Annotated in this window: 15 protein-coding genes; 12 read left to right on the top strand and 3 right to left on the bottom strand. The window is 70.9% G+C overall.

Annotated features, from left to right (window positions below):
- Positions 1–183: 183 nt before the first annotated feature.
- Positions 184–1,257: an ATP-dependent Clp protease ATP-binding subunit ClpX gene (gene clpX, locus ACX9TP_RS15565; RefSeq protein WP_482980509.1), complete on the top strand. Its 1,074-nt coding sequence runs from the start codon at positions 184–186 to the stop codon at positions 1,255–1,257.
- A gap of 1 nt (position 1,258) precedes the next feature.
- Here the strand turns inward: clpX and ACX9TP_RS15570 are convergent, their stop codons facing one another.
- The 3 genes from ACX9TP_RS15570 to dnaK form a co-directional block, all read right to left on the bottom strand.
- Positions 1,259–2,014 carry a CvpA family protein gene (locus ACX9TP_RS15570; protein WP_482980510.1) on the bottom strand — a complete coding sequence of 252 codons (756 nt, stop codon included), beginning with the start codon at positions 2,012–2,014 and terminating at the stop codon, positions 1,259–1,261.
- An 18-nt stretch (positions 2,015–2,032) separates the two neighbouring features.
- Positions 2,033–3,052: a DnaJ domain-containing protein gene (locus tag ACX9TP_RS15575; RefSeq protein ID WP_482980511.1), complete on the bottom strand. Its 1,020-nt coding sequence runs from the start codon at positions 3,050–3,052 to the stop codon at positions 2,033–2,035.
- Positions 3,053–4,482: 1,430 nt separating this feature from the next.
- Positions 4,483–6,090, bottom strand: a complete 1,608-nt coding sequence (gene dnaK / locus ACX9TP_RS15580; RefSeq protein ID WP_482980512.1) for a molecular chaperone DnaK — start codon at positions 6,088–6,090, stop codon at positions 4,483–4,485.
- A gap of 203 nt (positions 6,091–6,293) precedes the next feature.
- Between dnaK and ACX9TP_RS15585 the strand changes: the two genes are divergently transcribed.
- The 11 genes from ACX9TP_RS15585 (at position 6,294) to ACX9TP_RS15635 (ending at position 14,184) form a co-directional block, all read left to right on the top strand.
- Positions 6,294–7,127, top strand: coding sequence for a class II glutamine amidotransferase (locus ACX9TP_RS15585; RefSeq protein WP_482980513.1), 834 nt, complete (start codon positions 6,294–6,296; stop codon positions 7,125–7,127).
- A gap of 261 nt (positions 7,128–7,388) precedes the next feature.
- Positions 7,389–7,802, top strand: a complete 414-nt coding sequence (locus ACX9TP_RS15590; protein ID WP_482980514.1) for an ATP-binding protein — start codon at positions 7,389–7,391, stop codon at positions 7,800–7,802.
- Entirely contained in the window at positions 7,799–8,536 is a 738-nt protein-coding gene (locus tag ACX9TP_RS15595) for an ATP-binding protein (protein ID WP_482980515.1), read from the top strand. Before ACX9TP_RS15590 ends, ACX9TP_RS15595 begins: the two co-directional genes overlap by 4 nt.
- Complete coding sequence (locus ACX9TP_RS15600; RefSeq protein WP_482982178.1) at positions 8,533–9,102, top strand: SpoIIE family protein phosphatase; 570 nt, start codon at positions 8,533–8,535, stop codon at positions 9,100–9,102. Before ACX9TP_RS15595 ends, ACX9TP_RS15600 begins: the two co-directional genes overlap by 4 nt.
- Positions 9,099–9,596, top strand: a complete 498-nt coding sequence (locus tag ACX9TP_RS15605; protein ID WP_482980516.1) for an STAS domain-containing protein — start codon at positions 9,099–9,101, stop codon at positions 9,594–9,596. The genes ACX9TP_RS15600 and ACX9TP_RS15605 overlap by 4 nt, the downstream gene beginning before the upstream one ends.
- A 14-nt stretch (positions 9,597–9,610) precedes the next feature.
- Complete coding sequence (locus ACX9TP_RS15610; protein ID WP_482980517.1) at positions 9,611–10,297, top strand: STAS domain-containing protein; 687 nt, start codon at positions 9,611–9,613, stop codon at positions 10,295–10,297.
- Between the two features lie 39 nt (positions 10,298–10,336).
- The gene (locus tag ACX9TP_RS15615) at positions 10,337–10,753 is read left to right on the top strand and encodes an STAS/SEC14 domain-containing protein (protein WP_482980518.1); all 417 of its coding nucleotides are present in this window, start codon (positions 10,337–10,339) and stop codon (positions 10,751–10,753) included.
- A gap of 102 nt (positions 10,754–10,855) precedes the next feature.
- Entirely contained in the window at positions 10,856–12,010 is a 1,155-nt protein-coding gene (locus tag ACX9TP_RS15620; RefSeq protein WP_482980519.1) for a Re/Si-specific NAD(P)(+) transhydrogenase subunit alpha, read from the top strand.
- 1 nt (position 12,011) lies between these two features.
- Positions 12,012–12,305 carry an NAD(P) transhydrogenase subunit alpha part 2 gene (locus ACX9TP_RS15625; RefSeq protein WP_046713014.1) on the top strand — a complete coding sequence of 98 codons (294 nt, stop codon included), beginning with the start codon at positions 12,012–12,014 and terminating at the stop codon, positions 12,303–12,305.
- A complete protein-coding gene (locus ACX9TP_RS15630) occupies positions 12,302–13,717 on the top strand; it encodes an NAD(P)(+) transhydrogenase (Re/Si-specific) subunit beta (RefSeq protein ID WP_482980520.1) in 1,416 nt (471 codons plus the stop codon). Before ACX9TP_RS15625 ends, ACX9TP_RS15630 begins: the two co-directional genes overlap by 4 nt.
- Positions 13,718–13,725: 8 nt before the next feature.
- Entirely contained in the window at positions 13,726–14,184 is a 459-nt protein-coding gene (locus ACX9TP_RS15635) for a GNAT family N-acetyltransferase (RefSeq protein ID WP_482980521.1), read from the top strand.
- The last annotated feature ends 133 nt before the right edge of the window (positions 14,185–14,317 follow it).

The following is a 14,317-nucleotide window of genomic DNA, read 5'->3' on the forward strand; positions in this document are numbered from 1 at the left end:
AACAACGGAAGGGCGCGGGAACTATAGGAAAGCACCACCGTATTCAACAGTCGCCTGCCGGTGGGGCAGGCGAGCGGGCTCCGTCACGTTCCCGCCCCTGTAGTCCCACGGGCCGGCCTTCGTTTCAATTCCTACCCTTCGCAAGGAAGTCCGGGAGGACGCGTGGATAGAAGGGGAGGGTACATGGAGTCGTCCGCACGCAGGGATGAAGCAGCGGTGCTGACCCCGAGGGAGATCTTCGACAGGTTGGACCACTTCGTCATCGGGCAGGAGGCCGCCAAGCGGGCGGTGGCCATCGCCGCCCACAATCACCTCAAGCGCGTGCAGGCGCGGCGGCTGCGCAGGACGTCGCTCATCAAGAAATCGAACATCCTGCTGATTGGCCCCACCGGCAGCGGCAAGACGCACATCGCCCGGAACCTGGCCGAAATCCTCCACGTCCCGTTCACCACCGTGGACGCCACCGAGTACACGGAGGCGGGTTATTACGGGAAGGACGTGGAGGTGATGATTTCGGACCTCCTGTTCAAGGCGAACCATTCGGTGGAGGACACCCAGCGGGGCATCATCTTCGTGGACGAGGTGGACAAGATTGCCCGCCGCTCGCAGGGCGCGCGCAACGGCGCGGGCAGCCGGGACATCGGCGGTGAGGGCGTCCAGCAGGCGCTCCTGAAGCTGCTCGAGGGCCGTGAGGTGTACGTGCCTCTCAACGTCACCCAGGCGTGGAACAAGAGCGACTTCGTGCAGGTGGACACGCGCGACATCCTCTTCATCTGCGCGGGCACGTTCAGCGACTTGCACGACTACGGCGACGAGGGCGGCCGGGCGCTGGGCTTCGGGGCGGAGGAGGCGGCGAAGCGCTCCAAGAAGCGCATCAGCACCAAGCAGCTCGTGGACTTCGGGATGATGGCCGAGTTCCTCGGACGCCTGCCGGTGGTGGTGCAGCTGGAGAAGCTGGGGGAGCCGGAGCTCATCCGCGTGCTGACCGAGCCGCCCGACTCCATCATCCGCGAGTTCCGCGAGCTGCTGGCCATGGACGACATCGAGCTGGACTTCGCCGAGGGCGGACTGCGCGAGGTGGTGCGCTATTCGGTGGACCGGGGGCTGGGCGCGCGCGGGCTGCGCTCCATCCTGGAGTTCGTCATGGCGGACGTCATGTTCGAGGCGCCCGAGCACCGGCGCCGCCGCGTGGAGGTGGACGCGGACTTCGTTCGCCAGCGGCTGGTGGGCCTGGACTCCGCGCAGATTGGCGTGTGAGTCAGTCCCCGCGCTCCGAGGCCCGGACGGCCGCTCGCAGTCGGGCGGCCACGTCCGGGTCCTGGATGAGCTGGAGGACCAGGTCATTGCGCAGCAGGGCGGCGGTGTCTCCCCGGGCGAGCGCCTGCTTCAGCTTGTCGTCCTGGAGCAGGCGCTGGAAGCGCGCGTCCTTGCGCAGCGCCTTGTAGGCGGGGTCCTCCTGGAGGCGGCCCGCCATCTTCGGGTCCGTGGACGCCTTCGCCACCTGCACCAGGTTGCCCACCTGGGAGAACTGCGTCATCTCGAACAGGTTGAAGCGGCGCGCGGCCTGGAGGGTTAGCGACTCCTGGGGCGCGAAGCCGATGCGCCGGCCGGCCACCACCACGTGCTGCTCGAAGAAGGTGATGGCGCTCAAGGCCACCCAGGCGATGAGGCCCATCTTCGCGGCGCCGAGCACGAAGCCGAGGAAGCGGTCCACGCCGCGCTCCTCGTTGTGCCGGCCGGTGCTGAGGAAGCGCAGGAGCAGCGCGCCCAGCGCGTAGCGCACGGCCAGCCACACGACGAGGTAGACGAGCACCGAGCCCAGGATGATGCCGAGGAACAGCGGGCTGCCGAGTGAGGCCGCCAGCTTGGGGCCGACCAGGGGGCCCAGGCGGCTGGAGGCGAAGTAGCCCGCCGCCAGCCCCACGAGGTTCGCCACCTGGCGCGAGGCGCCGGTGACGGCGCCGATGAGGGCGAAGAAGAGCACCAGGCCGAGGATGATGAGGTCGATGACCATGGTGCCCTCCGGGGGCCTTCAGCGGATCTTGAACGACGAGTCGCCCTTGCCCTTCGCTTCGTCCTGCAGCTGCTTCTGCACCTCGGCCAGGCGCTCCTTGTAGCGGGCGTTGGAGGGCTCGTAGGTGAGGGCCATCTTGAGGTTGCGCTCGGCGGCGGACAGGTTGCCGCCGTCGCTGTCCTTCTGGGCCTGCGCGTAGAACTGGCGCCCCTTGGGGTGGGTGCCGATCTGCTCCTCCTGCTCCTTCTTGACGGCGGCCTTGGTCTCCGCCTCGGAGGCATCGGTGAAGCGCAGCTTCTGGGCGCGCTCGGGGCCCGTCACGTCGGCGAGGTACTTCTTGCGCTTCGTGTCGTCGCGCAGGACGTAGTAGGCCTCGGTGACGCGCTTGTAGAGCTCGTGGACGCGCTCCTTCAGCTCCTTCGCGTCGACGTGGAAGAAGCGGTCGGGGTGGTAGGTGCGGCTCTCGCGGTAGAAGGCCTTCTTGATGTCCGCCGGAGCGGCGGTCCGCTCGAGGAGGAGCACCTCGAAGTAGTCCATCTGCTCCAGCTTCGCGCAGCGCGCCTCCAGGTCCGCGAGCTGCTGCGCGTCCAGGCCCGGCCCCTTCGCGTCGGAGGGAGGGGGCGGCGGCGCCATGGCGGCGGCGGGAGGCGGCGGTGGCACCCGCTGCGCCACGGACGGGATGGCCGGGGCGATGGGCGGCACCACGGGCGCCATCGAGGGAACGGCGGGCCCGCGCGGGGCCGCGCCCACGGGCGGGATGCCGGGGACGCTGGGGGCCACGGAGGGCACGGGAGGAATGGCCGTCACGCGCGCGGCGGCGGTGGACGTGGCCGGGGCCACAGGCGGCACCGCGCTGCCCGCGACGGGCGGAGGCCGGGGCGGGGAGCCCGCGGACGCCAGGGCGGGAAGGGAGACGGTGGGGCGTGCTCCCGGACGCGGCTGGGGCGCGGTGGCCGGGGCCACGGGCGGTGCCACCTGTCCCACGGCGAGCGTGGGCGGGGGACGCGGTGCGCCCGCGGCGACGACGGGTGCGCGCACGGCGGCACCAGCGCCCGCGGCGGGTGGCACGGCGGGGCCGGCGCCCGAGGGCGGACGTGGCGCGGCTGCCGGTGCGACGGAGGGCACGGGGCCGGTTGCCGGTGCGACGGAAGGAACGGCGCCCGAGGCCATGGGGCCGGCTGTCGGTGCGACGGAGGGCACGGGGCCCGCGAGAGGGCGCTGCGCGGCCACGGGCGGCACGGCGCCTGGGGCTGCGGGTCCGATTGCCGGCGCGACGGAGAGGACGGCGCCCGAGGGAGGGCGCTGCGCGGCACTGGGAGGCACGGCGCCAGTGGGGCCGGCTCCTTGCGCGACAGTGGGAGCAGTGCCGGAAGGAGCGCGCGGCGCGGCGGTGGGGGCTACAGCACCCGTGAGGCCGGCTGCCGGCGCAACGGAGGGCACGCTGCCAGAAGGAGGGCGCTGCGCGGCAACGGGCGGCACGCCGGGCACGGAGCCCGACGCCGGACGCTGCGCGGCGGTGGCCACCGAAGGGGGCGGAGGTGGCTGCATGCCAGCCACGGCCGGCGGCGCACCCGGAGTCGCCCGAGGCGCCTGCCCCTGGGGGCTGGCCGTCGCGGGGCCCGGCACACCGCCCACGGCGGGCGTGATGGACGGCAGCGCCGACGGAGTCCCGCGAGGCGCGGGGCCGGATGCACCACCCACGGCGGGGGTGATGGACGGCAGGGCCGCCGGAGTTCCACGAGGCGCGGGGCCGGTCGCGGGCTGCGCCGTCTGCGAAGGCACCGCCCCCGGATTCGTCACGGCGCGAGCCGCCGGAGTTCCCTGTCCCGGGGCCACGGCGGGGGCCGTGGGACGCGCGGAAGGAGGCACGGCGCCCGGCGCTCCCACGCTGGGGATGCTGGTGACGGTCGCCCGCTGCGGAGCCACGGGCGCCACGCCCGGAGCGGGAGCGCCCACGGCGGGAATTCCAGGCACGGTGGGCCGCTGAGACGCGGCCGGAGCGCCCACGGCGGGGATGCCGGGCACGGTGGGACGCTGCGACGCGGCCGGAGCGCCCACGGCGGGGATGCCGGGAACGGTGGGCCGCTGCGACGCGGCCGGAGCGCCCACGGCGGCAGTGCCAGGAACGGCGGGCTGCTGAGTCGCGGCCGGAGCCCCCACGGCGGGAATGCCGGGGACGGTGGGCCGCTGCGGAGCCATGGGCGCCGTCACGACGGGGCGGGGCGCTCCAGGCGCCGTCGCACCGGGAGCCTTCGGGGGCGGGGCCTGCGTGGCGGGCACCGCGCCCGGGGCCGGTGGTGGACGAGGAGGCGCACCCGCGACGGGCGCGGACGGCACGGCGGGAACCGTGGCGGTCACCCGGGGGACGGCGGGGCGAGCAGGAGCCGCCGGCGTCCCGGGCGGGGCTCCCGGCGGCTTGCCGGTGCTGGGGTCAGAAGGCTGGGACATCTTCGGCGTCCAGGGGCCCGCTACTGGGCCACGGCGGGCAGGTCGTTGGTGTTGTGTCCCGCCAGCCGCGTGTCACGGTTCGACTGGATGGACTTCTGGATGTCGGCCTCGGTCATGCCGGACGACAGGGTGATGGTCGTCGACGTCTTCTGTCCCGTCTCCGTGTCGCATGCGGACACGTTCACCAGTCCGTCCGTGTTGATCTCGAACGTGACTTCAATCTTCACCTCGCCCCGGTACCCGATGCGGAAGCCGGAGAACTCGAACTCGCCCAGCATCTCGCACTCGTCGGCGCGGTTGGACTCGCCCTGGTACACGCGAATCTTCACCTTCTCCTGGCCGTCACGGCTGGTGGTGAAGGTCTTCGAGCGGTCGATGGGCACCGGCGTGTTCTTGTCGATGATCTTCTCGGTGTACCCGCCCACCGTGCCGATGCGCAGCGTCAGCGGCGTGACGTCCACCAGGAACGTCTCCGTCTTGCTGTCCAGCAGCGCGTGCGACTGGAGCGCCGCGCCCATGGCGACGACCTGGTCCGGGTTGATGCCCTCCAGCGGGTCCTTCTGGAAGTAGTGCTTCACCGAGTTGCGGATGATGGGCAGCCGCGTGGGCCCGCCCACCAGGATGACCGCGTCGATGTCCGCCGCCGTCAGCCGCGCGCTCTGCAGCGCCTCGTCGCAGACCTTGAACGTGCGCTGCACCAGGTCCATCACCATCCGGTTGAACTGGTCCTGGTTGAGCGTGCCGCGCAGGTCCATGATGTTGCCCTGCGCGTCCTGGCAGATGCCCTGGCAGAGGATTTCCGCCGAGCCCGTCTGCCCCACGTCGATCTTCGCCTTCTCCGCGGCCTCCTTCAGCATCTGCAGGCAGTACTTGTTCTGCCGCACGTCCAGCCGCGTCTTCGCCAGGAAGTCGTCCGCCAGCCACGTCATGATGCGGTCGTCGAAGTCGTCGCCGCCCAGGTACGTGTCACCCGCGGTGGCCAGCACCTCGAAGACGTCCTTGCCAATCTCCAGGATGGACACGTCGAACGTGCCGCCGCCCAAATCGTAGACGACGATGCGCTGGTTGACGTCCCGGCCGAAGCCGTACGCCAGCGCCGCCGCGGTGGGCTCGTTGAGGATGCGCAGGACTTCCAGCCCGGCGATGCGGCCCGCGTCCTTGGTGGCCTGCCGCTGGTTGTCGTTGAAGTACGCCGGCACCGTGACGACGGCCTTCGTCACCTCGCGCCCGAGGTACGTCTCCGCCACCGCCTTCATCTCCTTGAGGACGAGCGCGCTGATCTCCGGCAGCGAGTACGTCCGCGGCCCCACGGCGATGCGCACCGAGTTGTTGTCGCCCTCGACGATGCGGTACGGCATCACCGCCTGCGCCTTCTTCACCTCGTCGGAGAAGTAGTACCGGCCAATGAGCCGCTTCGCGGAATAGACGGTCTGCTCGGGGCTGGTGATGATGTTCTTCTTGGCCGCGTTGCCCACCAGCACCGAGCCGTCCTCGAGGAAGGACACGCAGGAGGCATGCGTCGTCTCTCCCCACTCGTTGGGGATGACCACGGGCTGGCCGTCCTGGACCACCGCCACGCATGAATAGGACGTGCCCAGGTCGATGCCGATTGCGATGTCGTCCGCCATTCCGTCTCCGGTGAAGACCCGTCACGCGAGGTCCGTCGGTGAAGGGCAGGGAGGTTAGGTCTCCCGCCCCGGCCTGTCAACGTTTCAAGTCCAGTAAAGTCCAGCCATTTCAAGCACTTAGCGAGGGGGCGAGGGGACGCGCCTGCTGGCTTGAGGGGGGAGACTGGCGTCATTATCTATCCCTGGGAAGGGGGTCTTCATCCATGTCCGTCGTCCTCGCCGCCCTGACGTCCGACCCGAACCTGCTTCGGTGCGAGCTCCACCGGCTGTCCGGCCAGGTGCTCCTCCAGGGAGAGCAGCGTTCCAACGCCGTGGGGGTGGGCGCCTACGCCCAGGACGAGGTGTTGCTGCGCCGCTTCGCGAGCGACGGCGAGCTCTCGCTGGACCTGCTCGCTCCACCGCACGAGTCCGAGGCGCTGCTGTTCCACGGAGGCAGGCTGCCGGTGGGGCTCTCGCTGGAGGACAACACGCAGCCGTTCCGGGCGCGCCGCTGGCTGTTCGCGCACCAGGGCGCCGTCAACGGCTTCGCGCAGCTGCGCCCGGGGTTGATGGACTCGCTGCCCGAGCACCTCCAGCGGCAGGTGCGGGGCGCCACCGACAGCGAGCTGCTCTTCGCGTTGTTCCTGCGCCACCTGCGCGACGTGGGCCGCACGGATGACCCCAGGCTGGAGGCGTCGCTCGCCGGGCGCATGCTGGCGGACACCGCGCGCGAGGTGGCGAAGGCCGGCGCGGACGCGGGCATCCCCCGCACCTCCACGCTCAACCTGGTGGCCACCAACGGCTCGCTCCTGGTGGCGTGCCGCTTCGGCGAGGAGCCGCTCTTCTATACGCGGCTGGAGGGCTCCGCCGAGTGCGAGCCGTGCGGTGTCACGCCCGGCACCCCGGAGACCCAGCCCGCGGTGGGCGCGCACCGGCGCCGCCGCACCGTGGTGGTGGCCAGCCACGTGAAGCGCACCGCGGGGTGGGTGGAGCTGGCCCCGGGCACCACGCTGGCGGTGGGGCCGGACCTCCGACTCATGCACCTGAACGGGAGCTGACGGGCGGGGAGCGCTTGCTCCCTCCTCAATCCCGCGAACCTGACGCTTCCCGGAGGAATCCGGTGAAGCCGGGTTTTTAACGGCCAAAATTACCGGTTCTAGCCTGTGCCTCCCAGGAATGGAAGCGGGCATCGGTGGGTGCGTTGTGCACCACTTTACATATTCGGCATTTTGTTGCTCAATTCATCGAAATTTTCCACCTGGGATGATTTTTTGCCGGCCCCTCTCCCCCAATTCTCAGATTCTGAGGCTCCCCTGTCCGTGGAGGTCCAACTGAAGTCGGACGCCGTGGTGGCGGCGGCGCTGGGGCGGCGGTTCGCGCGGCTGGCAGGGCTGACGGCCCCGGCCAGCGCGGAGGTGGCGGTGGTGGTGAGTGAGCTGGCCACCAACCTGGTGCGTCATGCCGGCGCGGGCGGCACGGTGGAGCTGTGGTGCGAGGACGGGTGGCTCTTCATCCGCTCGCGAGATCGCGGCCCCGGCATGGCGGACCCGGCGCGGCTCTTCATGGGCCGGGGTGAGGGACGTCCCGGCCCGCTGCCCGGTGAGAGCCTGGGCGAGGGCGGCGCGGCGGTGATGCGGCTGACGGACGGGGTCCACGTCTCCAACCGCGTGGGCGGGGGGCTCGAGGTGGTGGCTCGCAAGCGGATGATTCTCGAGAACAGGAGGCACCGGTGAGCCGGGGCTCGATGTGCACGGAGCTGTTGCGGGTGCTGCAGCAGTTCATGTCCGAGACGGCGGCGCGGCTGGTGTTGCGCGGGACGCTGGAGCCGTTGCGGCTGTCGCTCGAGTCCGTGGGCTCGGCGGAGCTGCCGCGCGTCATCGAGGCGCTGGAGCCGGCGACCCGTCACTTCGTGGACCCCGCGCGCCGGCCGCAGCTGGCCGCGCAGCTGCGCACGCTGGCCACGCCCGCGGCCTCCGCGATGTCGTCGCTGTACGCCGCCGCGGCGCCCGCGCCGAAGCCGACTCCCACCCCTCCGCAGGGCACCCCCGTCGTGGCGCCCGCCGCCGCGGGGCCCGACGTCCGCGCCACCACCTATCTGGTGCGCACGGAGTCGGACGCGAGCCACGCGCGGCTCGCGGCGCGGATGATGTGCGAGACGCTGGGCGGGCGCGGCTACGAGTGCCAGAAGGTGGCCACGGCGGTGAGCGAGCTGGCGCGCAACCAGATTGCCTATGCCGGCGGAGGCACCATCCAGCTCGCCCCCGAGCAGTCGCCGCGGCGCCTGCTGCGCGTGCGCGCCGAGGACCAGGGCCGCGGCATCCCGGACCTGGAGCGCGTGCTGTCCGGCACCTACCGCAGCAAGACGGGCATGGGCCTGGGTCTGCTGGGCGTGAAGCGGCTGGCGGACCGGTTCGACGTGCGCACCGGCCCCGCGGGCACGCAGGTGGACTTCGAGGTGTGGTTGTGAGGTTGGCCGTCTCCCACCACTCGCGCCCCAAGCCGGGTGAGGTCCGCAACGGTGACCTGGCGCTGGTGCGCAGCCAGGGCGGGCACACGCTGCTGGCGGTGGTGGATGCGCTGGGCCACGGCCCGGTGGCGGCGGCGGTGGCGGCCGACGCGGCCCGCTGCCTGGAGCAGCAGCCGCTGGACGCCGGCGTGGACCTGCTCCTGGGCGCGGTGCATGCGGCCCTGCGCAACAGCCGGGGCGCGGCCATCATGCTCGGCCTGTTCGACGGCAGGACGCTCCAGTGCGGCGGCGTGGGCAACGTGGAGCTGCGCACGCGGGGCACCCGGGTGCCCGTCGTCCCCACGCCCGGCATCGTCGGTCAGTCCATGCGCTCGCCGCGCACCGCCTCCACGGCGCTGTCGCCCGGAGACCGGCTGGTCCTGTTCAGCGACGGCCTGAGCTTCCGGCTGGACCTGGAGTACGCGCGGAAGCTTCCCCCCAACGAGGCGTGCCTGCTGCTGATGGAGCGCTACGCCCGACCTTCGGACGATGCCACCGTGATGGTGGCGGACGTGGAGACATCATGAGCCAGCCCGACTTCCCTGGGGCCTCCCGCCCTGAACGGGAGACTTCCCGCATCCCCATCATCCCCCTGTGGGGCAACCTCATCGTCCCGCTGCAGGGGGACATCACCGACGCGCAGGCCGCGCAGCTGTGCTCGGACGTGCTGCGCGACATCCAGCGCATCGGCGCGCGCGGCATGGTGGTGGACATCTCCGGGCTCTGGCTGGTGGACAGCCACCTGTGCGCGGTGCTCGCGAGGCTGGCGGCCTCGGCGCGGCTGATGGGCACCCGCACCGTGCTGTGCGGCATGGGCGCGGACGTGGCGCTCACCCTGCAGAGCATGGGCATCCAGCTCGAGGGCGTGGAGACGGCGCTGGGGCTGGAGGAGGGGCTGGTGCTGCTCGGCGTCCAGGTGGTGGGCGGCCGCAGCGCCTCCTCCGAGCGCGAGGCCTCCCTTGCCCTGGCCGACGAGATGCTCGGCCTGTCGCCGTCCCTCCTTTCCAAGCCTACCGCCTGAGGACCCCCCACCCCATGAGCGCCCTTCCCAAGCCGCAGGACAGCCTCACCATCAACCCCGAGCGCATCGGCCGCATCATCGACGTGCTGTCGATGATTTCCGTGGGTGAGTTCGACCCGTCGCGGACCACCATCCCCATCAGCGAGCTGGATGAGCTGGCCGCGCTGGAGGAGACGCTCAACGTCTTCGTGCGCGAGCTGGCCACCACGCGCCGCGAGCACGAGGAGGCGGTGACGCGCCTGGCGACGAGCCACCGGGAGATGGAGGAGAAGCTCGCCATGATTGAGCGGCAGCGCGAGGCCATCCGGGATTTGTCCACGCCCATCATCGAGCTGTGGGAGGACATCCTCACGCTGCCCATCGTCGGCGTGGTGGACACGCAGCGCTCGGTGGAGATGACCGAGCGGCTCCTGCACCGCATCGTCCAGGGGAAGGCCCGCTGCGTCATCATCGACATCACCGGCGTGGAGGTGGTGGACACGATGACGGCCAACCACTTCATCAAGATGGTCAACGCCGCGCGGCTCTTGGGCGCGTACTGCGTGGTGACGGGCATCAGCCCGCTCATCGCCCAGACGCTGGTCCAGATTGGCGTGGACCTCCGTGAGGTGAAGACGCTCAGCAGCCTGAAGGAAGGCCTGCGCGAGTGCTTCCTCCACCTGCGCAAGAACCACGGCGGGACGCCGACGCAGCCGCGCTGAACCACACCCCCGGCAATTCCGCGACAAGGAGCAAAAGCGATGGGAGCAGTCTGGACGTTGGGCCCGCACAAGATGTGGTTCGAGGAGCCGGACACGGTGCGGCTCGTCACCGTCGGCATCTACGACATGAAGCTGCTGGAGGAGTCGAACGCGCTGGTCCGCGAGCTGAAGAAGAACCACCCCACGCTCTATCTCATCTCGGATACGCGCCAGGGCACCGGCATGTCCGCGGAGGTGCGCAAGGCGCTGGGAGAGCGCCCGGACCTGATGCCCTATGCGGGCTCGGTGATGTTCGGCACCAGCTTCGCCATGCGGACCATGGTCAACATGATGATCCGGGCGGGGGAGCTGCTGGGCCGCAAGTCGGACATCGCCTTCGCCATGGTGGGCACCGAGGAAGAGGCGAAGGCCTGGGTCGTCGCGCAGCGCGAGGCCGCGAAGTCGAAGACGCCCTGAAGCGTCGCCTCCGCGACGTCTCCTCGCACCGGCGGGTGATTGCGCCGGCCGCTGGGAGCCGCACCACGGGTGGGTGGGACTTGTCACCGGGCGTGTTGGCCTATGCTGCCCGGCATGATCATCGCCATCCCCCGTGAAACGGTGCCGGGCGAGAAGCGGATCGCGCTCGTGACTGAGAGCGTGAAGCGCCTCGTCGGCAGGAAGCACGAAGTGGTGATTGAGAGCGGCGCGGGCCAGGGCGCGGAGTGCTCCGACGAGGAGCTGCGCGCCGCCGGAGCACGCCTCGAGCCGAGCGCCGCCGCCGTCTGGGCCGCCGCGGACGTGCTGCTCAAGGTCCAGCCGCCGGGGCCGGAGGAGCTGCCGCTCCTGAAGCCCGGCTCGGTGCTGGTGAGCCTGGCGTACCCCATGTCCAACCCGAAGCTGGCGCGTGCCATCGCCGAGCGGCAGGTGACGCTGCTGGCCATGGACATGGTGCCGCGCACCACGCTGGCGCAGATGATGGACGTGCTCAGCTCGCAGGCGACGATTGCCGGCTACCGCGCGGTGCTGCTCGCGGCGGAGGCGATGCCGAAGCTGTTCCCCATGCTGATGACGGCCGCCGGGACGATTCCCCCGGCGAAGGTGCTGGTGCTGGGCGCGGGCGTCGCCGGCCTGCAGGCCATCGCCACGGCGCGCCGCCTGGGCGCGGTGGTGGAGGCGTACGACGTGCGCAAGGTGGTGAAGGAGCAGGTGGAGAGCCTGGGCGCCCGCTTCGTCAACATCGACATCGAGGACGCGGCGGGCTCCGGCGGGTACGCGAAGGAGCTGAGCGAGGAGGCGAAGAAGAAGCAGGCCGAGGCGCTCGCGGTGCACGTGGCGAAGTCCGACGCCGTCATCACCACGGCGCTCGTGCCCGGCCGGCGTGCCCCGGTGCTGCTGCCCGCGGACATGGTGCGGCGCATGAGGAGCGGCTCGGTGGTGGTGGACATCGCGGCGGAGCAGGGCGGCAACTGCGAGCTGACCCGGCCCGGCGAGCGCTACCGCACGGAGAACGGCGTCACCGTCATCGGCGAGAAGAACCTGCCCAGCCAGCTCGCGGTGCACGCCAGCGCCATGTTCTCGCGCAACCTGGAGAAGCTGCTCGCGCACGTCACCGACAAGGACGGTGCGCTGAAGCTGGATACGGCTGACGAAATCGTGAAGGGGATGCTCATCACCCGCGGCGGGGACATCGTCCATCCCGCCGTGGCGGACGTGGCGTTGAAGGAGGTCGCCTGACATGTCACTGACGCTCATCTTCGGCCTGTACGTCTTCTTCCTGGCGGCCTTCACGGGCTACCAGGTCATCTCCAAGGTGCCGCACCTGTTGCACACGCCGCTGATGGCCTTCACCAACGCCATCTCCGGCATCTCCCTGGTGGGCTCGCTGCTGGCGGCGGGCGGGCACTACGGGACGGTGTCCACGGTGCTGGGCGCGGTGGCGGTGCTCGCCGCCACCATCAACGTGGTGGGCGGCTTCCTCATCACCGACCGCATGCTGCGCATGTTCAAGAAGAAGGGAGGCGCGCGATGACGCTCTCGATGACGGAGACGTTCGTCCAGTTGCTGTACCTCGCCGCCTCCATCCTCTTCGTGCTGGGCCTGAAGGATCTGGGCGATGCGCAGACGGCGCGCCGGGGCGTGCTGCTGGCGGAGGTGGGCATGGTGGCCGCCGTCGTCGGCACGCTGCTGTACGGCGTGGCGGTGTCCGGCGTCATCATCCGGTGGGAGTGGATCATCCTCGCCATCGTCATCGGGTCGGCGGTGGGCACGGGCATGGGCCTGTGGATTCCGATGACGAAGATGCCCGAGCGCATCGCCCTGTCGCACGCCTTCGGTGGTCTCGCGGTGGGCCTCGTCGGCGTCGTCGAGTACCTGGAGCATGGCGGCCCGCACATGAGCACGCTCCAGGTCACCGCCACCGGCCTGGAGGTGGCGCTCGGCGCGCTCACCTTCACCGGCAGCCTCATGGCCTTCGGCAAGCTGCAGGGCTTCATCACCGGCAGGCCCGTCACCTACCCGGGGCAGAACGCGTCCAACGTGCTGATGATTGCCGGCACGCTGGGGCTGATTGGCCTGCTCGTGTTCATGCCGGAGGCGTCCTGGGCCTTCTACGCCGTGGCGGTGCTGGGCGTGCTGCTGGGCGTGTTGCTGGTGCTGCCCATCGGCGGCGCGGACATGCCGGTGGTCATCTGCCTCCTCAACTCGTACGCGGGCCTCGCGGCGGCGGCCACGGGCTTCGCGCTGGGCAACAACGTCCTCATCATCTGCGGCGCGCTGGACGGCTTCTCCGGCTTCCTGCTGGGCATGATGATGTCCAAGGCGATGAACCGCTCGTTCGCCAACGTGCTGTTCGGCGCGTTCGGCGCGGCGCCGGAGGCGAAGGCGGTGACGGCGGGGGCGACGCCCGCCGGGCCCGCGCCCAACGTGGGCTCCGTGGAGGAGGCGGCCGAGGTGCTCCGCGCCGCGCGCTCCGTCATCGTGGTGCCGGGCTACGGCATGGCCGTGTCCCAGGCGCAGCACGCGGTGAGAGACCTGGCCAACGCGCTCCAGGCCAACGGCTGCGACGTGCGCTACGCCATCCACCCGGTGGCGGGCCGCATGCCCGGCCACATGAACGTGCTGCTCGCCGAGGCGAACGTCCCGTACGACCACCTCTTCGACCTGGACGTCATCAACGACGACTTCTCCGCCACCGACGTGGCGCTGGTGGTGGGGGCGAACGACGTGGTGAACCCCGCCGCGCGCAACAACCAGAGCAGCCCCATCTACGGCATGCCGATTCTCTCGGCGGACCTGGCGAAGACGTGCCTGGTGCTGAAGCGCTCGCTCAACGCCGGCTTCGCGGGCATCGAAAACGAGTTGTTCGTCCGCTCGAATACGATGATGGTGCTGGGGGACGCGAAGAAGACAATCACCCAGTTCACCGCCGCGTTGAAGGAGTAGTCCGGACGATGATTCGCGAAGCGGCTCCGGCGGATGCCCCGTTGCTGGCCCGCCTGCTCCGGGAGGCCTTCGAGGAGTACCGGGGGCGGTTGGACCCGCCCTCCAGCGCGCACGACAAGACGGAAGCCGTCGTGCTGCGCGAGCTGAAGGACGGAGGCGCCCTCATCTCCGAGTCACCCTCGGGCGCGGAGGGCTGCGTCTTCTTCCACGTCAAGCCGGACCATGTGTACCTGGACCGGCTGGCCGTGCTCCCGCCCTACCGGGGCCGGGGTGTGGCCCGTGCGCTGATGGCGGCCGTGGAGTCACGGGCCCGGGAGCTCGGGCCTGCCCCCGTGCGGCTCAACGTGCGGCTCGCGCTCGAGGACCACCGGGCCTGGTACGCGCGCCAGGGCTACGTGTTCCACAGCTACGGCACCCACGCGGGCTACTCCGCCCCCACCTTCGTCGTGCTCCAGAAGCCGCTCTGAGCCTCGTGTCACGGGCGCCGCGGGGGGCCCGCCAGCCGTGCCTGCCCGCCTGGTGCCGCTGGAGGCCTGACGCGGCCATTGTGGGCGAGCGCCGCACAGCGGGGTGGAGGCGCCGGGCTGGGGACGGACATTT

Source organism: Pyxidicoccus sp. M15, from assembly GCF_056858435.1.